The organism is Microcoleus vaginatus FACHB-2002 (assembly GCF_040004035.1).
GTDB classification, from domain to species: Bacteria; Cyanobacteriota; Cyanobacteriia; order Cyanobacteriales; family Microcoleaceae; genus Microcoleus; species Microcoleus vaginatus_C.
This window is the reverse complement of sequence record NZ_JAMPLN010000003.1, coordinates 190771-208358: the sequence shown is the minus strand read 5'-3', so window position 1 is coordinate 208358 and position 17588 is coordinate 190771. Positions and strand designations below refer to the sequence as shown.

Sequence of the window (17588 nt, the reverse complement as noted above, 5' to 3'; positions counted from 1 at the left end):
AGATCAAAACCAGCGAGCAGAAGCTGTTGAGCTTTAGTTGCTCGCTGCGTTTTTTTAGTTGATTTGCGATCGCAAATACCGGAATTTAAGCTGCAACTAAAGCATCTTTAAGTGGCTTCCAGCTAAAAGCTCGATCGCCCCCCATCTCCACTGCTATTTTAACTCGCGGTTCTAACGTCGGCAAAACAGTCAAATACTCAATCTCCTGACTCGACAAAATTTGCCCTTCAATAATCCACAGCACCAATCCTTTTGCTTTCGGTGGCAAATTGTCTAATTGAGTTTGCAAAATCGGTGGCACGTAGTACGTATAACCCACAGCCGCTTCGTTGCCAGTAGTTTTCTTGCCCAAATGCGGCGGCCGCACGCCGTGAACCCCCGTTAAATACATCGCCAAATCGCCCAAACCCCGCGCCGAAATCGTGTACCCACCGTAGCCCGCAGCCCTCAGCCTGCGGAGGTAGCGCCCCTCAAATCCTCCCTCTAAAGGAACGTACAGGGCCAGCGACCCCGACTTTTCCAAATCCCGAATCAGATCAGATCCCGTCGTAATCAGTCCCATAAATTTGTGTTTCCTGCTGTATCAAAATTTGGTCGATCGCTGCTTGCGAGCTGGAAATATTATAAATCCTAAAGTTGAGGCGAAAAATTCTCATCCCGGCCTTGACAAACGCCAAACACTTCATGTACTATTGTGAATTGTCGCCGTAAAGGATACTGAGTAAATTTATGCTCAAGTCCTGGCGCAAATAAGCAAGACCGAAAAAAAAGTCGGAGATATAGCAGGTAAAAAGCCGCGTATCTTAACCCTTGCAAGACTTCCACAAGCTCGCTCCCAAATTTAAAACTCCAATTTTAAACACCGAGGAAGGCTGTTGGTTGATAACAGTTAATTGCAGGAACACTGAAATAAATGTTTCTGCACAAGAGCAAGCGGATTGACGTAAACTTCGCAATCCGAAACCTCTTGCGTAAATAAAAGGAAAAAAATCCGTGTCTGTAGGCATTCTTGGCACTAAACTAGGCATGACTCAAGTGTTTGACGACCAAGGGAGAGCAATCCCTGTCACCGTCATACAAGCAGGGCCTTGTACAGTAACTCAAATCAAAACAAAACAAACTGACGGCTACGGTGCCGTTCAAGTTGGATACAACGAAGTCAAACCAAAGGCTCTCAACAAGCCAGAATTGGGACACCTTGCCAAGTCGGGGGCAAATCCACTGCGCCACTTGCAGGAATACCGATTGGAAGATACCAGTTCATTTGAATTAGGTCAACAACTAAAAGCAGATACCTTTACACCGGGACAAATAGTAGATGTCATCGGTACAAGCATCGGTAAAGGTTTTGCAGGTTTTCAAAAGCGCCACAACTTTAAACGAGGCCCGATGTCTCACGGTTCCAAGAACCACCGCGAGCCTGGCTCGATAGGGCCTGGAACTACTCCCGGTCGCGTTTATCCTGGGAAAAGAATGGCAGGACGTATGGGCAACGTTCAAGTCACCGTCCGCAAACTAACAATTGTCCGGGTGGATACAGAGCAGAATTTGCTGCTAATTAAGGGAGCAGTTCCCGGCAAAGCTGGCGCCTTAGTCAATGTTGTGCCTGAGAAAAAAGTAGGACGTTAGTCAGTAGTAAGTAGTCAGTAGTCAGCAGTCAGTAGATAGTGGTTGGCGGTTAGTAGCAAGCAAGAACTAAGAGCTGAAAACTAAGAGCTGAAAACTAAGACCTGAGAACAGACAACAGACGACAACAACAGACAACAGACAACTAACAACAGACAACTAACAACAGACAAAGGACAAAAGATATGGTTAATTGTGTAGTCCGAAATTGGCAAGGCGAAGAAGTTGGGGAAACAACTTTAGAACTGCGCGTAGCCAAAGAAGAAAATGCGTCTCACATCGTTCACAGAGCATTGACGCGGCAACTGAATAACGCTCGTCAAGGAAATGCTTGCACCAAAACTCGATCGGAAGTCAGAGGCGGTGGGCGCAAACCCTGGCGTCAAAAAGGCACCGGCCGAGCCAGAGCAGGTTCTATCCGTTCTCCGCTGTGGCGGGGCGGCGGTGTCATCTTCGGGCCAAAACCGAGAGACTTTGAAGTCAAAATGAACAAAAAGGAACGCCGTCTAGCTTTGCGGACAGCATTCCAAAGTCGCACCGAAGACATCATTGTGGTTGAAGAATTTGCAGAGCAATTTCCGAGACCCAAAAGCAAAGAATTGCTGAGTGCGATCGCCCGCTGGGGCATCGAACCCGATACAAAAGTTCTGTTAATCTTGCCAGAACCGCAACCAAACGTCTACTTATCAGGACGCAACATCGAATTAGTAAACGTCATTTTGGCAACATCCCTGAATGTTTACGACGTTCTCGCGGCTGACAAAATTATCGTCACATCTACAGCCATAGCTAAAATTCAGGAGATTTACGGTGAGTAAAATCGACCCCCGCGACTACGCAGATTTGATCCAGCGTCCGATTCTCACCGAGAAAGCTACCCGAATGATGGAATTAAATCAATTCACATTCGACGTAGCCCCCAAAGCGACAAAGCCTCAAATCAAAGCTGCAATCGAAGAACTATTTAAGGTCAAAGTCATCGGCGTCAACACCCAAAACCCGCCGCGCAAAAAGCGTCGAGTTGGCAAATTCGTCGGCTTTAAACCTTGTTACAAGCGAGCAACCGTAACTCTGACCGACGGAGACTCGATCCGCAAACTCCTATTCCCAGAAGTCTAGACGATTTTGGATTTTAGATTTTAGATTTTAGATTTTAAATTGCGGTTAACTGGGGGAAATTCTCAAACCAGAAAACTCGTAAGTTAACCAAAGATCGCCAATCTTCAACCTAAAATCTAAAATCGATAAACGTCAAATCCAAAATCCAAAATCCAAAATCTAAAATAGATCGATTATGGGCATCCGTTCTTACCGACCTTATACCTCCAGCACCCGAGAACAAACCGTCTCGGACTTTGCTGAAATTACCAAATCAGAACCAGAAAAGTCTCTAACTAGCAATAAGCACACCAAACAAGGCCGCAACAACCGAGGCGTCATCACCTGCCGCCACCGGGGAGGCGGTCACAAACGGCTGTATAGAGACATCGACTTCCGCCGCGACAAACACAGCATTCCCGCTACTGTCAAGGCGATCGAATACGACCCCAATCGCAACGCCCGCATCGCCCTCCTGTTCTACAAAGACGGCGAAAAACGGTACATCCTGCACCCGCTTAACTTAAACGTCGGTACAGTAATTGTCTCAGGCCCAGACGCGCCGATCGAAATCGGTAACGCCCTTCCCCTGAAGAACATTCCCCTCGGTACCAGCATCCACAACGTCGAGCTAGTACCCGGAAAAGGCGGACAAATCGTTCGCTCCGCTGGCTCCAGCGCTCAGCTAATGGCAAAAGAAGGTAGCTACGTCACCCTCAAACTGCCATCCGGCGAACAGCGCAAAGTCCGCGCCGACTGCTACGCCACCATCGGTCAAGTCGGCAACACCGACGCCAGAAACATCAGCCTCGGCAAAGCAGGTCGTACCCGCTGGAAAGGTCGCAGACCCACCGTTCGCGGTAGCGTCATGAACCCGGTAGACCACCCGCACGGCGGTGGCGAAGGCAGAGCTCCTATTGGGCGTCCGGGGCCTGTCACTCCTTGGGGAAAACCAGCATTGGGTGCAAAAACTCGACGCAAAAACAAGCGCAGCGACGCTTTAATAGTCCGGCGCCGTCGCAAATCTTCCAAACGCGGCAAGGGCGGCAGACAAAGCTAGTCATCAGTCAGCAGTCTTCAGTGCTTAGTTATTAACTGCTAACTAATGACTGAGGACTGATGACAAATGACTGGTGAAAGCTGACTAATGACTCCTGAATTACTAAAAAAATCATGTCTCGATCGCTAAAAAAAGGCCCTTTTGTCGCAGATGCTCTGATGACAAAAATCGAAAAACTCAACGCCGCTGGCCAAAAACAAGTAATTAAAACTTGGTCGCGGTCTTCCACAATTCTGCCCCAAATGGTAGGTCACACGATCGCCGTTCACAACGGCAGACAGCACGTACCAGTCTACCTAACCGACCAAATGGTAGGTCACAAACTCGGAGAATTTTCCCCCACTCGCACCTTTAGAGGTCACGCGAAAAGTGGTGATAAAAAGGCAAAAAGATAGCCGAATTAGGTGACAGGTAATAGGTAGTCGGAAAAAAAATTACCAATTACCAATTACCTTTTCCCCAATTACCAATTACCAATTACCCAAATCGAAATGGCTATAGATACCACATCCGAAATTAAGGCGATCGCCCGTTACATCAGAACATCCCCCTTCAAAGTGCGCCGAGTCCTCGACCAAATTCGCGGCAAAAGCTACCAAGAAGCGCTGATTTTACTCGAATTCATGCCCTACCGCGCCTGCGAACCAATTGTCAAAGTTTTGCGATCGGCAGTAGCAAACGCCGAACACAACGCAGGATTGGATAAATCCAAGCTAGTAGTGTCTCAAGCTTACGCAGACCAAGGCCCAGTCCTCAAACGCTTTAGACCCCGCGCTCAAGGTCGCGCCTACCAAATCCGCAAGCCAACCTGTCACATTACCGTAGTAGTAGCTCCGCTCGTAGAAAACTAAACCAGGGAAAAACGTAAGAGGTAATAAACAGCTTAAAGTTGAAAAAAATGGGTAATCACCAATTACCAATTACCAATTACCAATTACCAATTACCAATTAACTCATCAACTATTATGGGCCAAAAAATACATCCAATTGGTTTTCGCCTCGGCATTACCCAAGAGCACCGCTCTCGCTGGTTTGCCGATCCCAAAAACTATCCCGAACTCTTGCAAGAAGACTATAAAATTCGCAAGTACGTTCGTAAAACCCTCAGCAATGCTGGTATTTCCTCGGTCAAAATTGAGCGGAAAGCCGATCAAATCGACCTAGAAGTGTTCACCGCCAGACCAGGCGTTGTCGTAGGCCGCGGCGGAGCAGGCATCGAAACCTTGCGCGTCGGTTTGCAGCAGCAACTCGGTAGCAACCGCCAAATCCGCATCAACGTCGTCGAAGTCCAGCGAGTAGACGCCGATGCCACACTGATCGCGGAATACATCGCTCAGCAACTAGAACGGCGCGTATCCTTCCGCCGAGTCGTCCGCCAAGCAATCACCCGCGCCCAAAAAGTCGGCATCCAAGGCATCAAAATTCAAGTCAGCGGACGCCTCAACGGCGCAGAAATTGCCCGTACCGAATGGACGCGCGAAGGAAGAGTCCCCTTGCACACGTTGCGGGCCGACATTGACTACTCCTACTGCACTGCTCAAACCATCTACGGTATTCTGGGCATTAAAGTTTGGGTTTTCAAAGGCGAAATTATTCCCGGACAGGAACAAGAGGCTGCACCAAATGCTGCAGTGCCCCGCACCAAACAAAAGCGCCGCCGCCAGAACTTTGAAGATCGATCGAACGAAGGCTAGCTAATTGTTAAGTGTTAGTTGTCATTTGTTAAGTGTGAGTTGTTCCAAAGCAATTAGCAATTAGCAATCACCAATTAGCAATTAGCAATTACCAATTACCCAACTCCCAAAGCCATGTTAAGCCCTAAAAGAACGAAATTCCGCAAACAACAGCGCGGGCGAATGAGCGGTATTGCCACCCGCGGCAATACAGTTAGCTTTGGCGACTTCGCGCTCCAAGCCGTCGAACCCGCCTGGATTACTTCCCGCCAAATAGAAGCCGGACGCCGCGCCATGACCCGTTATATCCGCCGGGGTGGCAAAATTTGGATTCGCATTTTTCCCGACAAACCAGTCACCGAGCGCGCAGCAGAAACCCGGATGGGTTCTGGTAAAGGCTCACCAGAGTTTTGGGTTGCCGTGGTCAAACCGGGCCGGGTAATGTTTGAAATTGGCGGCGTAAGTGAAGAAACTGCCCGCGAAGCCATGCGTTTGGCATCTTTCAAATTACCAATTAAAACCAAGTTCATCACTCGCGAAGAAGGCCAGTCATAGCTAAGAGCGAAGGTAGAATTAGGTCTGTATTAATCAGCATTTTAAACGGCTACAGCATTTTAAAATCTGGCTTTCATAACTTTTCTTTCCTTCGACCTTCAGCCTAAGAGACAATTCTGTCTTCTGTCATACCGCTCGCTAACGAGAAAGCACACAATTATGTCTTTGACCAAGATTAAAGAAGCTAGAGAATTAAGCGATGCTGCTGTAGCAGAGCAAATTTTAGCCGTCAAGCGCCAACTAATGGAATTGCGGCTCCAGCAAGCTACCGGCCGCATGGAAAAGCCTCACCTGTTCAAGCACGCCAAACACCGGCTAGCTCAATTGATGACAGTTGAACGCGAGCGCCAAATCGTTGCTGAGAAAGAAGCTGCCGAAAAATTAGCCGCATCTAAACAGGTAGCACAGCCTGCTGCAACCGCAGCAGCCGAGCCGACGATCGCACAGTAGCTAAAAAAAAGTCAATTGCACAACAAAAATAGGTAGCTATGGCAATTAAAGAACGAGTTGGCGTAGTAGTCAGCGACAAGATGGATAAAACCGTCGTGGTAGCAATCGAAAACCGCTCCTCCCACACCAAATACGGCAAAATCGTAGTCCGCACCAAGCGCTACAAAGCTCATGACGAAGAAAATCAGTGCAAATCGGGCGATCGCGTTCGCATCACTGAAACTCGCCCCCTGAGCAAAACCAAACGCTGGACGGTTGCTGAGATTTTTGGGACAAAAAACGGCTAACAGTTAATTGCCACATCGCGATCTCCCGATCGAAAATTAACAATCAACTAGCAGTCAAAAGTCAACAGTCAACAGTTAACAGTCAACAGTTAACACTCAACAATCACCATGATTCAACCCCAGACATACCTCAATGTCGCCGACAATAGCGGAGCCCGCAAACTGATGTGCATCCGCGTATTGGGAGGCGGCAACCGTCGCTACGGCGGAGTCGGCGATGTCATCATTGCCGTCGTCAAAGACGCCATCCCCAATATGGCCGTCAAAAAATCAGATGTCGTTCGGGCAGTCATTGTCAGAACCCGCAAAGGTCTGCGTCGCGACAGTGGCATGAGCATTCGTTTTGACGATAACGCCGCCGTTATTATCAACGTAGACGGCAACCCCAAAGGCACTCGCGTCTTCGGTCCCGTCGCCCGCGAATTGCGCGACAAAAACTTTACTAAAATCGTTTCCTTAGCCCCGGAGGTACTTTAAAATGTACGGAAAAAAGGGTAAACCAACTAGCGAACCGCAGCGCTACAGAATGCACGTCAAAGCAGGCGACACCGTGCAAATAATTACTGGCAAAGAGAAAGGAAAAGTCGGAGAAATCTTAAAGACATATCCTAAAGTCAGCAAAGTAATTGTTAAAGGTGTAAACATCAGAACAAAGCACGTCAAGCCCCAGCAAGAGGGAGAGTCCGGGAAAATACTCACGTTTGAGGCTCCCATTCACAGCTCAAATGTCATGCACTATTCCGAAAAAGAAAAAATAGCTAGCCGCGTTTGCTATACATTTAGCGAAGACGGTCGGAAACTGCGACAGCTCAAAAAAACTGGAGAAATCATCGATCAATAGTGAGTTGTTATCAGTCATCGGTCATTAGTCCGCCTTCTGACAAGTGACTCTTAAACTCATAACTAACAGCTAACATCGGTGGGACGGACAATCGACAAATTCCCTGACCAAGCCCAGGGACAGTTAACGAAACACAAAAACTATGCCGGACAAACTCAAGGTTCTTTATCAAGGAAAAATCGTTCCCACACTGATGGATCAGTTTAAATATACTAATATCCATCAGGTTCCCAAACTCGTCAAAGTCACAGTGAACCGCGGTTTGGGAGAAGCATCTCAAAACGCCAAGGCACTCGATTCGTCCATCAACGAAATTGGCATCATCACCGGGCAAAAACCAGTGGTGACGCGGGCGAAAAAAGCGATCGCAGGCTTCAAAATCCGCAAAGGAGTACCCGTCGGTGTTATGGTGACGCTGCGCGGCGATCGGATGTACGATTTTCTCGATCGGCTGATCAACCTTGCACTCCCCCGAATCCGCGACTTCCGCGGCATCAGCCCCAAAAGCTTCGACGGGCGCGGCAACTACAGCTTGGGTCTGAGAGAACAGCTAATTTTTCCAGAAATAGAATATGACCGCATCGATCAAATTCGAGGCATGGACATTTCAATTATCACCACAGCAAACACCGACGAAGAAGGACGCGCCTTGCTTAAAGAAATGGGAATGCCGTTCCGGGACAACTAAGCACTAGAGTAAGAAGCAAAAGATGGCAGCTAACGATACCATAGCAGATATGTTGACGCGCATTCGCAATTCTTGCATGGCGCGCCACCAAACAACGCAAATTCCAGCTACAAAAATGACCCGCAGCATCGCCCAAGTCCTCAAAAGTGAAGGCTTCATCGGCGAATTTGAAGAAGCAGAAGAAGGGGTCAAGCGACATTTAGTGCTTTCTCTAAAGTACAAAGGTAAAACTCGCAAGCCCATTATCACGGCACTGAAGCGAGTCAGCAAACCAGGACTGCGCGTTTACTCGAACCGTAAAGAATTGCCCAGAGTATTAGGCGGAATTGGCATAGCCATTATTTCTACCTCCAGCGGCATTATGACGGATAGAGAAGCTCGACGCCAAGGTTTGGGCGGTGAAGTGCTTTGTTATGTTTGGTAGTCATTAGTCATTAGTCATTAGTCACTGGTCGTTGGCAACAGACTCAAAAATCAATCACTAAGGACTAATAACTAAGCACTAATAATCAAGGACTAATAACTAAAAACAAAGGACAAAAAACTATGTCGCGAATTGGCAAGCGTCCGATTAGCATTCCCAATAAAGTCACCATCACCCTAGACGGTCAAAAAGTAGCCGTCAAAGGTCCTAAAGGTGAACTTTCCCGAGTAATCCCAGCCGAAATCCTCATGGGAATTGAAGGCGAGACTTTACTCGTTACCCGCCGAGACGAATCTCGCGTCGCCAGACAACTGCACGGCTTGTGCCGCACCCTAGTTGCCAACATGGTCGAAGGTGTATCCCAAGGTTTTCAGCGGCGTCTCGAAATTATCGGCACAGGTTATCGGGCACAGGTTCAAGGACGGAACCTGATTTTAAACGTCGGTTACAGCAAACCCGTGGAAATGCCCCCTCCAGAAGGCATCACAATGGCAGTTGAAGGTAACACCAACGTCATTGTCTCCGGCATTGACAAAGAACTCGTAGGCAATACAGCAGCCCGCATCCGCGCAGTGCGTCCGCCCGAAGTCTACAAAGGCAAAGGCATTCGCTACAGCGGCGAAGTCGTCCGGCGCAAAGCTGGTAAAACAGGCAAAACAGGTAAGAAGTAACAATGAAGCTTACTCGCAAAGAATCAGTCCAGCGCAGACACCGCCGTGTTCGGCGCAAGGTGTTCGGCACCGCCGAACGTCCCAGACTAGCGGTATTTCGCTCAGAGCAGCACATCTACGCTCAAGTAATCGACGATACCGCCCAGCACACTTTGGCCGCCGCGTCAACCCTCGATCCCGAATTGAAGTCAACTCTCAGTTCTGGCGGCAACTGCTCCGCGAGCGTGCAAGTCGGTCAGTTGATTGCCAAACGCTGTTCCAGCGCTGGCATAGTCAAAGTCGTATTCGATCGGGGGGGCAACCTCTATCACGGTCGTGTCAAAGCCCTCGCAGAAGCAGCTCGCGAAGCGGGGTTAGACTTCTAGAGGGGGTAATGGGTAGCGGGTAATGAGTAATTAAAAAGTAAAAAGTCAAAAGTTGAAAGTGAAAAGGCAAAATCCAGATTTCTTCTATTTTTACTTTTTACTCAAACAATTACCAATTGCCGATCGCCTTTCACCAATTACTAATTCCCACAGGACAAAACTATGGCAGAACAAAAAGAACAGCGCAACAAGAAAAAAAGCAGCAGTAACAAAGCACGCGAAAAAGAATCCGAATGGCAAGAACGGGTCGTTCAGATCCGGCGCGTTACTAAAGTAGTCAAAGGTGGTAAAAAACTTAGCTTCCGCGCCATAGTCATTATCGGCAACGAACGCGGTCAAGTTGGAGTAGGAGTCGGCAAAGCTAGCGACGTAATCGGTGCCGTTAAAAAAGGCGTCGCTGACGGCAAAAAGCACCTAATTGAAGTCCCCCTCACCAAATCTAACTCCATCCCTCACCCCATCAACGGTGACGGTGGCGGAGCTAAAGTCATGATGCGGCCGGCCGCTCCGGGAACCGGGGTAATTGCAGGGGGAGCAGTGCGAACTGTTCTCGAACTAGCAGGAGTCCGCAACATCTTAGCCAAACAGCTAGGTTCTGGAAATCCCTTAAACAACGCCCGAGCCGCAGTCAATGCCCTCTCCACCCTCCGCACCTTGTCCGAAGTTGCTCAAGAGCGCGGAATTCCAGTAGAAAATCTCTACGGTTAGGGCACGCGAGAATGGGAAACTGTAAGTTTTGAGTGTTAAGTGCTTGCGGTGAAAATAAAAAAATCCGCAACTTAAAACTCACGCACTCAAAACTACTGCGTACCCTCTCTCTAAATACCAATTACCAATTACCAATTACTAAAACTATGAGATTGCAAGACGCCCGACCCAAAGCAGGCTCCCAAAAGCGCCCCCGACGCTTGGGCAGAGGTATTTCTGCCGGTCAAGGCGCGAGCTCCGGCAAAGGGATGCGCGGTCAAAAATCTAGAGCCGGTAGCGGCACCAGACCCGGTTTTGAAGGAGGTCAAAATCCTCTCTACCGCCGTCTCCCCAAGTTGAAAAGCTTCCCTCTAGTGAACCGGAAAGAGTACACTACCATTAATGTAAGTAAATTAGCATCGCTGCCAGCAAACACAGAAGTTACTCTCACCTCTTTGATGCAAGCGAAAATTGTCAATACTGACAACGGGCCGCTGAAAATCTTAGGAGATGGTGAACTGAATGTACCTTTGCAAGTGCGCGCCTCGGCTTTTACCGCAGGTGCTCGCGCCAAAATTGAAGCTGCAGGCGGAAGTTGCGAATTAGTTGCGTGAAGATTTGAGGTTTGAGAGTCTGTCCAAATCTCAAATCCTCAAGCTTGCTATCAGAAAATGATTTAGTCGAAAATCCCAAATCTAAAATCCAAAATCGTAACTATGGACGTTAGTAGAGAAAAAGCGCCAACTGCACAAGAGACGTTCATGCAGATGGCTCAAGCTGCTGGTTTGCGAGGTCGCATCCTCGTAACCATTGGCTTACTGATTTTAGTACGCCTGGGTGTCCACTTGCCAGTCCCCGGCATCGATCGAGTCGCCTTTGCCCAAAACGTCCAAAACAGCCCTTTAATTGGCTTTCTGGACTTGTTCTCAGGAGGTGGCTTGTCAGCTTTGGGGATTTTCGCGTTGGGGATTTTGCCCTACATTAATGCTTCAATTATTGTGCAACTTCTAACTGCGGCTCTGCCAAGCTTAGAAGACTTGCAGAAAAATGAAGGAGAAGCAGGGCGGCGCAAGATTTCTCAAATTACTCGCTACGTTTCTTTGGGCTGGGCAATTCTGCAAAGTATTGGCATTGGGATTTGGGTCAGCCCTTTTGCTCAATCTCCATCGCCTTTATTCATAGCACAAACTGCTTTGGCTCTGACGGCCGGCTCAATGTTTGTAATGTGGATATCGGAAGTGGTGACGGAACGAGGTATCGGGAACGGAGCGTCGCTACTGATTTTTATCAACATTGTGTCGGTATTGCCGCGCTCTTTGGGACAAACTTTTGAATTGGCTCAAAGTGGCGACACGCAAGTTGTCGGCCGTGTAGTCGTTCTGCTGCTGGTCTTTTTGGTGACGATTGTCGGGATTGTTTTTGTTCAGGAAGGTACTCGCCGCATTCCGATTATTTCGGCTCGTCGTCAAGTCGGCCGCAAAGTTTATCGGGAGAGCCGGAGCTATCTGCCCCTGCGCTTGAATCAAGGCGGAGTGATGCCGATTATTTTTGCATCTTCGGTTTTGATTGTGCCTTCTTTCCTCGCTCAGTCTCTCAATAACCCGTTTTTGGTTCAAGTTGCTAATGTTTTGAGTCCAAACGGCCCAACACCTTGGGCTTACGCGCTGTTTTATCTAACTTTGATTCTGTTCTTCAGCTATTTCTACGCTTCGTTGATTGTCAACCCCGTAGATATGTCTCAGAACTTGAAGAAAATGGGCGCTAGCATTCCTGGAATTCGTCCGGGTCAGAAAACGAGTGATTATGTGGAGAAGGTTTTGAACCGTTTGACTTTCTTGGGAGCGATTTTTCTAGGTCTGGTGGCTATTGTACCAACTGCTGTAGAAAGCGCGATCGGCGTGCAAACTTTTAGAGGTTTTGGCGCAACTTCCCTACTGATTCTAGTAGGTGTGGCGATCGAAACTGCTAAGCAAATTCAAACTTACGTCATCTCCCAGCGATATGAAGGAATGGTGAAGTAATCGCAATGAAATTGATTTTTATGGGGCCTCCAGGGGCGGGAAAAGGAACTCAGGCTCAGATCTTAGCCGCTCACTGGAAAATACCCCACATTTCTACGGGCGATATCCTGCGCGCCTGCGTGGTTGCCAAAACTGCCTTGGGTCTAAAGGCGAAAGCCTACATGGATGCTGGTGAGTTGGTTCCCGACGAGTTATTGATGGATATCGTGCAAGAACGCATGAATCAACCAGATGCTAGTGCTGGTTGGATTCTGGACGGCTTTCCCCGCACTGTGGCACAGGCAGCGTTTTTTGACAAACTGCTTTGTGATGTTAGCGGTGCTGGCGGAAGTACGTCTGGTAAGGACTGCGATCTCAGAGCTGTCAATTTGGAGGTACCTGACAACATTTTGGTGGCTCGCCTGCTGTCGCGGGGCCGCCTCGATGACAATGAGGAGACGATCCGCCGCAGGTTGCAAGTTTATCGCGAGCAAACTGAGCCTTTGATTGAGTTTTACAGCGCCCGCCAACAGTTAGTTGCGGTTGATGGCGATCGCGACATGGAATTAATCACCGCCGAACTGCAACAATCTCTCTCGATCGACTCTTGAACCCTCTCAATACGGCTTGTTACTCACCAGCTTTTGCTAAGATATGTTAACTAGGAGCTTTTTGTGCTATCAGGTTTTGTGAGGGTTGCTAGAGACCGGATTGAACTCGATACTAATTGCCACAACTTTACTCAAGTAAAGCTAAAACAATTGGTTGGTTGAGTCAAGAAGTCGAGCGAGTCGCCCTAATTATTGCCCCCCGTTCCCGTTTGACTCCTACCAGTAAATAGGTTTTGAGACCAACGCCGGGACACTCCTAGTTAATCAAATGTAGAGTTGAGGTAAATACCAAATTGTCTAAGCAAGATTTAATTGAAATGGAAGGGACAGTGACGGAATCCCTGCCCAATGCGATGTTTCGCGTTGACCTAGATAATGGGTTTAACGTGCTAGCTCACATTTCCGGCAAGATCCGCCGCAACTACATCAAAATTCTGCCTGGCGATCGCGTCAAAGTCGAATTGACTCCCTACGACTTGACCAAAGGCAGGATTACTTATCGCCTTCGGAAAAAATAGGCTTAGATAAAACTTTCTAAAAACTAATTGTAAGTTTAATTTAGAGAGAATTTGGTAAAAAGCTTCAAAATTATGCTATAATGCTACGTTTGTAGTGTTGCCGAGAAGGGCGTCAACAACCCACCGGTGTACCGGGTTAAGTCATTGTTACACCGTAAAAGTATCGCTCGCCAATATTTTTGTGCAAGCGAACTTTACCCCAGCAATGGGAGTGGGTGCAAGCGGGCTCCTTCATGAAACAACCCGCACTTTATACAATTTAATCGAGGAGAGGCCTACACCTTGCCCAGCCTCTCCTCCCACCGCTCTACGGGCAGTCCCAGCGTGCCTGCTCTCCGGTAGAGCGGGGTTCTCCAGGCAGGAAGAAAGATGAAAGTTCGAGCATCTGTCAAAAAAATTTGTGAAAAATGTCGCGTCATCCGCCGTCGCGGTCGAGTGATGGTGATATGCACTAACCCGAAACACAAACAGCGCCAAGGTTAGAAAAAAGGAAGATTGGGCAATGCACGCAGGTGCATCCTAATTGAACATTGTAGCCAAACAGGAAAACTAGGGAGACAAAAAGTGTGGCACGGATTGCCGGGGTAGACCTTCCACGCGATAAGCGCGTCGAAATAGGTCTGACATACATTTACGGAATAGGCTTGTCGAGAGCCCAACAAATTATCGCTGCAACAGGCGTAAATCCTGACACTCGCGTCAAGGATTTAACAGAGGCCGACGTGACTGCTCTGCGGACTCATGTAGAAACAACATACCAAATCGAAGGAGACCTCCGGCGCTGGGAGTCAATGAACATCAAGCGCCTGATGGACATCGGAACTTATCGCGGTCGGCGTCACCGTTTGGGTCTGCCGGTGCGGGGACAACGAACCCGTACCAACGCCAGAACCCGTCGTGGCGTCCGCCGAACAGTTGCGGGCAAGAAAAAGGCACCTTCCAAGAAGTAACATCTTTTTGGGAAAAATACGCTGGGGGCTGCTGGCTCCTAGCGCTTCGGAACATTAGTTGAGAGAAACGTTAAAGAGACTAATATGGCGCGACAACAAACAGGCAAGAAATCTGGTGCAAAAAAGCAGAAACGGAATGTACCCAATGGGGTAGGCTACATCCAGTCTACCTTTAACAACACGATTGTAACTATTACCGACCTCAACGGCGAAGTGATATCCTGGGCATCTGCAGGTTCCAGCGGTTTTAAAGGAGCTAAGAAGGGAACTCCCTTTGCAGCTCAAACAGCAGCAGAAAGTGCTGCCCGCAGAGCCAACGACCAAGGAATGCGCCAAATAGAAGTAATGGTGAGCGGGCCTGGAGCAGGTAGAGAAACTGCAATCCGGGCGCTGCAAGGGGCGGGACTGGAAATCACCCTGATTAGAGATGTTACCCCAATTCCTCACAACGGCTGTCGCCCTCCCAAGCGGCGTAGAGTCTAAAACGATTTGAGATTTTAGATTTTAGATTTTGGATAATGGCTAACTGCTTAAAGTCAAAAACTAATGGTTCTAACTGTTGCCCCGTCCATCCAAAATCCGAAATCCGTTCAGGGGTATGCTCTGCAATCTAAAATCCAAAATCAAAAATCCAAAGTGGAAAAGGGAGGTCACTCCGTGGCGCAGTTTCAAATTGAATGTATAGAGTCTAACACTGACAAAGACCGCAGTCAGTACGGAAAATTTGTCCTGGAACCGCTCGATCGCGGTCAGGGAACAACTGTTGGGAATGCGCTGAGGCGAGTTCTGCTGTCAAACTTAGAAGGAACAGCAGTAACTTCAGTCCGAATCGCGGGCGTCAATCACGAGTTTGCCACGATCGAAGGGGTACGTGAGGATGTTCTAGAAATTCTCCTGAACATGAAAGAGGTCGTCCTCAAAACTCATTCTCAGCAGCCGCAAATCGGTAGGTTGCGGATTGAGGGGCCTGTCACCGTTACGGCCGATCGATTCGATTTGCCCTCAGAGGTGGAATTGATCGATCGATCCCAGTACATTGCAACTCTCTCCCCAGGCTCAGTTCTGGAAATGGAATTCAGAATTGAAAAAGGCATCGGATACAGAGCAGTAGACCGCAGTCGCGATGATGGATCGGCTTTGGATTTTCTCCAAATTGACGCCATCTTTATGCCGATTCGCCGAGTCAACTACAGCGTTGAAGATGCTCGGGTAGGCGGGACGGTCGAAAAAGACCGGCTGATTATGGAAATCTGGACTGATGGCAGCGTGACTCCTCAAGAAGCTTTGAGTCAATCTGCCAACATCCTGGTAGATTTATTTGCACCTCTCAAAGACATCACCCAAGATTCTCTCAAACCAGAGTATCCAGGTGAGGCCGATCCTACTAGCCAAATTCCGATCGAAGAATTGCAGTTGTCCGTCCGGGCTTACAACTGTCTCAAGCGGGCTCAGATCAACTCAGTCGCAGACTTATTGGATTATACCCAAGAAGACTTGCTCGAGATCAAAAACTTCGGTCAGAAGTCTGCCGAAGAAGTGATTGAAGCTTTACAAAAACGCTTGGGCATTACCTTGCCACAGGAAAAATCAGCTAAAAGTTAATCAACGGGTAACGGGTAAAAAAGTTTTGCATCTTCAGTAAGTGAGTTCTTAAGAACCAAGAATTCACCGCCCGAGTTCGCAGACTATCTATCCCGGCGCCCAATTACCAATTACCAATTACCAACTGCCATGCGTCACCGCTGTCGCGTTCCCCAACTCAACAAACCGGCTGACCAGCGCCGCGCCCTGCTGCGCTCGCTGACCACCGAATTAATCCGCCACGGTAAAATTACTACCACTCTTGCCCGCGCCAAAGCGCTGCGCCCAGAGGCGGACAGAATGATTACCCTGGCAAAAGATGGCTCCTTGGCCGCTCGCCGGCAAGCTATGGGCTTTATCTACGACAAACAGTTAGTACACGCCTTGTTTGAAGCAGCCCAAGAACGCTACGGCTCGCGCAACGGGGGCTACACCCGCGTAGTACGAACTGTCGCCCGCCAAGGAGACAATTCCGAAATGGCGATCGTTGAACTGGTTTAATTCAATTTTGGGTTGGAGATTTGTGATTTATGACTGACAATCGAAAATCCCCAATCGAAAATCCCCAATCGATACAGCGCGTTGCTCTTGTAATCCAATACCTCGGCACTAACTTTCACGGTTGGCAGCGACAGCCGAACCAGCGTACAGTACAAGAAGAAATTGAAACAGCAATATCGACTGTTCTGGAACGCCCGGTAACGCTGCACGCTGCTGGGAGAACCGATGCGGGAGTCCACGCTGCTGCTCAAGTAGCGCATTTTGATTCCCACGGCCCAATTCCGGCTCACCGCTGGGCAAGTGTTCTCAACTCTCGACTGGCAAAAGATATTTTAATTCGAGCTTCGGCAAAGGTGGAACCTACCTGGCACGCTCGGTTCTCAGCCAGTTGGCGGCGCTATCGCTACACCCTTTATACAGATCCGACTCCTAATTTGTTTGTGCGTCCTTTTGCTTGGCACTGCTACCACGCCCCTGTGGATGAATCTTTGATTCAGACAGCTTTGACACCGCTCATCGGGCGGCATCACCTGGCTGCTTTCCACCGCGCGGGTTCTGCCCGCCCCCATTCCTGGGTGGACGTGCAAGCGGCAGAGTGTCACCGTTCTGGGCCTCTTATCTATATTGAGGTTCAGGCGAGCGGGTTTCTGTACGGGATGATGCGGCTGCTGGTGGGGTTGCTGGTGCAGGTGGGTCGCGGGGAAAGGCCGATCGACAATTTCACAGATATCTGGGTCAACGAACGCCGAGAAATGGTAAAATATGCCGCTCCCGCTCAAGGTTTGTGCCTGCTGCGGGTTGGCTATTCAGAATTTCCCTTTCCCCCAGATGTCTGGTACGACACTCAGCCAAAATTAGTCATTAGTCATTAGTCATTAGTTATTAGTCATTAGTCATTAGGTAACTACTAATAAAAAACTAAGGACAACTAACAATTAAAAACTGACAACTGACAACTGACAACTGACAACTAACAACAGTTAACAGTTAATAGACAACTAA

Annotated in this window: 28 protein-coding genes; 27 read left to right on the top strand and 1 reads right to left on the bottom strand. The window is 48.7% G+C overall.

All coding sequences use genetic code 11. From position 1 onward, the window contains the following. Positions 1 to 85: 85 nt before the first annotated feature. Positions 86 to 562 (bottom strand): NAD(P)H-quinone oxidoreductase subunit N, encoded by a 477-nt coding sequence (locus NDI35_RS03905; protein ID WP_333070029.1) that lies wholly within the window; start codon positions 560 to 562, stop codon positions 86 to 88. A 431-nt stretch (positions 563 to 993) separates the two neighbouring features. Here NDI35_RS03905 and rplC point away from each other — a divergent pair, with 431 nt between their 5' ends. The 27 genes from rplC to truA all read left to right on the top strand — a co-directional run bounded on the left by rplC (position 994) and on the right by truA (position 17458). Beyond that, on the top strand, positions 994 to 1629 hold the full coding sequence (gene rplC, locus NDI35_RS03900) for a 50S ribosomal protein L3 (RefSeq protein ID WP_190657996.1): 636 nt from the start codon (positions 994 to 996) through the stop codon (positions 1627 to 1629). A gap of 182 nt (positions 1630 to 1811) precedes the next feature. Then, the gene (rplD, locus tag NDI35_RS03895) at positions 1812 to 2444 is read left to right on the top strand and encodes a 50S ribosomal protein L4 (protein ID WP_190657994.1); all 633 of its coding nucleotides are present in this window, start codon (positions 1812 to 1814) and stop codon (positions 2442 to 2444) included. After that, a complete protein-coding gene (locus tag NDI35_RS03890; protein ID WP_006634999.1) occupies positions 2437 to 2745 on the top strand; it encodes a 50S ribosomal protein L23 in 309 nt (102 codons plus the stop codon). The genes rplD and NDI35_RS03890 overlap by 8 nt, the downstream gene beginning before the upstream one ends. A gap of 175 nt (positions 2746 to 2920) precedes the next feature. Further along, on the top strand, positions 2921 to 3784 hold the full coding sequence (gene rplB, locus NDI35_RS03885) for a 50S ribosomal protein L2 (protein ID WP_333039612.1): 864 nt from the start codon (positions 2921 to 2923) through the stop codon (positions 3782 to 3784). A gap of 113 nt (positions 3785 to 3897) precedes the next feature. Then, positions 3898 to 4179 carry a 30S ribosomal protein S19 gene (gene rpsS / locus NDI35_RS03880; protein WP_006634997.1) on the top strand — a complete coding sequence of 94 codons (282 nt, stop codon included), beginning with the start codon at positions 3898 to 3900 and terminating at the stop codon, positions 4177 to 4179. Between the two features lie 96 nt (positions 4180 to 4275). Continuing rightward, on the top strand, positions 4276 to 4635 hold the full coding sequence (gene rplV / locus NDI35_RS03875; RefSeq protein ID WP_190657986.1) for a 50S ribosomal protein L22: 360 nt from the start codon (positions 4276 to 4278) through the stop codon (positions 4633 to 4635). Between the two features lie 114 nt (positions 4636 to 4749). Further along, positions 4750 to 5478: a 30S ribosomal protein S3 gene (rpsC, locus tag NDI35_RS03870; protein WP_006634995.1), complete on the top strand. Its 729-nt coding sequence runs from the start codon at positions 4750 to 4752 to the stop codon at positions 5476 to 5478. Positions 5479 to 5592: 114 nt separating this feature from the next. Beyond that, positions 5593 to 6012, top strand: coding sequence for a 50S ribosomal protein L16 (rplP, locus tag NDI35_RS03865; RefSeq protein WP_333039615.1), 420 nt, complete (start codon positions 5593 to 5595; stop codon positions 6010 to 6012). Between the two features lie 159 nt (positions 6013 to 6171). Beyond that, entirely contained in the window at positions 6172 to 6462 is a 291-nt protein-coding gene (gene rpmC, locus NDI35_RS03860) for a 50S ribosomal protein L29 (RefSeq protein WP_333074729.1), read from the top strand. Between the two features lie 38 nt (positions 6463 to 6500). Beyond that, a complete protein-coding gene (rpsQ, locus tag NDI35_RS03855; RefSeq protein WP_006634992.1) occupies positions 6501 to 6749 on the top strand; it encodes a 30S ribosomal protein S17 in 249 nt (82 codons plus the stop codon). A gap of 108 nt (positions 6750 to 6857) precedes the next feature. Next, on the top strand, positions 6858 to 7226 hold the full coding sequence (gene rplN / locus NDI35_RS03850) for a 50S ribosomal protein L14 (RefSeq protein ID WP_006634991.1): 369 nt from the start codon (positions 6858 to 6860) through the stop codon (positions 7224 to 7226). A 1-nt stretch (position 7227) separates the two neighbouring features. Beyond that, on the top strand, positions 7228 to 7590 hold the full coding sequence (gene rplX / locus NDI35_RS03845) for a 50S ribosomal protein L24 (RefSeq protein WP_242719707.1): 363 nt from the start codon (positions 7228 to 7230) through the stop codon (positions 7588 to 7590). 142 nt (positions 7591 to 7732) lie between these two features. After that, positions 7733 to 8278, top strand: coding sequence for a 50S ribosomal protein L5 (gene rplE / locus NDI35_RS03840; protein ID WP_006634989.1), 546 nt, complete (start codon positions 7733 to 7735; stop codon positions 8276 to 8278). 22 nt (positions 8279 to 8300) lie between these two features. Then, entirely contained in the window at positions 8301 to 8702 is a 402-nt protein-coding gene (gene rpsH, locus NDI35_RS03835; RefSeq protein ID WP_190737227.1) for a 30S ribosomal protein S8, read from the top strand. Between the two features lie 122 nt (positions 8703 to 8824). Continuing rightward, complete coding sequence (gene rplF / locus NDI35_RS03830) at positions 8825 to 9373, top strand: 50S ribosomal protein L6 (RefSeq protein ID WP_190737229.1); 549 nt, start codon at positions 8825 to 8827, stop codon at positions 9371 to 9373. A 2-nt stretch (positions 9374 to 9375) separates the two neighbouring features. Beyond that, positions 9376 to 9738: a 50S ribosomal protein L18 gene (rplR, locus tag NDI35_RS03825; RefSeq protein WP_333039624.1), complete on the top strand. Its 363-nt coding sequence runs from the start codon at positions 9376 to 9378 to the stop codon at positions 9736 to 9738. Positions 9739 to 9900: 162 nt separating this feature from the next. After that, positions 9901 to 10446: a 30S ribosomal protein S5 gene (rpsE, locus tag NDI35_RS03820; RefSeq protein ID WP_445311571.1), complete on the top strand. Its 546-nt coding sequence runs from the start codon at positions 9901 to 9903 to the stop codon at positions 10444 to 10446. Positions 10447 to 10592: 146 nt separating this feature from the next. Then, a complete protein-coding gene (gene rplO / locus NDI35_RS03815; RefSeq protein WP_333180239.1) occupies positions 10593 to 11039 on the top strand; it encodes a 50S ribosomal protein L15 in 447 nt (148 codons plus the stop codon). A 102-nt stretch (positions 11040 to 11141) separates the two neighbouring features. Next, positions 11142 to 12446 (top strand): preprotein translocase subunit SecY, encoded by a 1305-nt coding sequence (gene secY, locus NDI35_RS03810; protein WP_190745438.1) that lies wholly within the window; start codon positions 11142 to 11144, stop codon positions 12444 to 12446. Positions 12447 to 12451: 5 nt separating this feature from the next. Then, complete coding sequence (locus NDI35_RS03805; RefSeq protein ID WP_445311570.1) at positions 12452 to 13036, top strand: adenylate kinase; 585 nt, start codon at positions 12452 to 12454, stop codon at positions 13034 to 13036. A 293-nt stretch (positions 13037 to 13329) separates the two neighbouring features. Beyond that, on the top strand, positions 13330 to 13554 hold the full coding sequence (gene infA, locus NDI35_RS03800; protein WP_006276978.1) for a translation initiation factor IF-1: 225 nt from the start codon (positions 13330 to 13332) through the stop codon (positions 13552 to 13554). A 369-nt stretch (positions 13555 to 13923) separates the two neighbouring features. Next, entirely contained in the window at positions 13924 to 14037 is a 114-nt protein-coding gene (gene rpmJ, locus NDI35_RS03795) for a 50S ribosomal protein L36 (RefSeq protein ID WP_015178722.1), read from the top strand. Between the two features lie 83 nt (positions 14038 to 14120). Next, on the top strand, positions 14121 to 14504 hold the full coding sequence (gene rpsM / locus NDI35_RS03790) for a 30S ribosomal protein S13 (protein ID WP_333234747.1): 384 nt from the start codon (positions 14121 to 14123) through the stop codon (positions 14502 to 14504). Between the two features lie 84 nt (positions 14505 to 14588). Then, positions 14589 to 14987, top strand: a complete 399-nt coding sequence (gene rpsK / locus NDI35_RS03785) for a 30S ribosomal protein S11 (RefSeq protein ID WP_006634980.1) — start codon at positions 14589 to 14591, stop codon at positions 14985 to 14987. 174 nt (positions 14988 to 15161) lie between these two features. Then, complete coding sequence (locus NDI35_RS03780; RefSeq protein ID WP_202798589.1) at positions 15162 to 16106, top strand: DNA-directed RNA polymerase subunit alpha; 945 nt, start codon at positions 15162 to 15164, stop codon at positions 16104 to 16106. 129 nt (positions 16107 to 16235) lie between these two features. Beyond that, positions 16236 to 16586: a 50S ribosomal protein L17 gene (gene rplQ / locus NDI35_RS03775; RefSeq protein WP_445311569.1), complete on the top strand. Its 351-nt coding sequence runs from the start codon at positions 16236 to 16238 to the stop codon at positions 16584 to 16586. Between the two features lie 29 nt (positions 16587 to 16615). Beyond that, on the top strand, positions 16616 to 17458 hold the full coding sequence (truA, locus tag NDI35_RS03770; protein ID WP_445311568.1) for a tRNA pseudouridine(38-40) synthase TruA: 843 nt from the start codon (positions 16616 to 16618) through the stop codon (positions 17456 to 17458). Positions 17459 to 17588 lie beyond the last annotated feature (130 nt).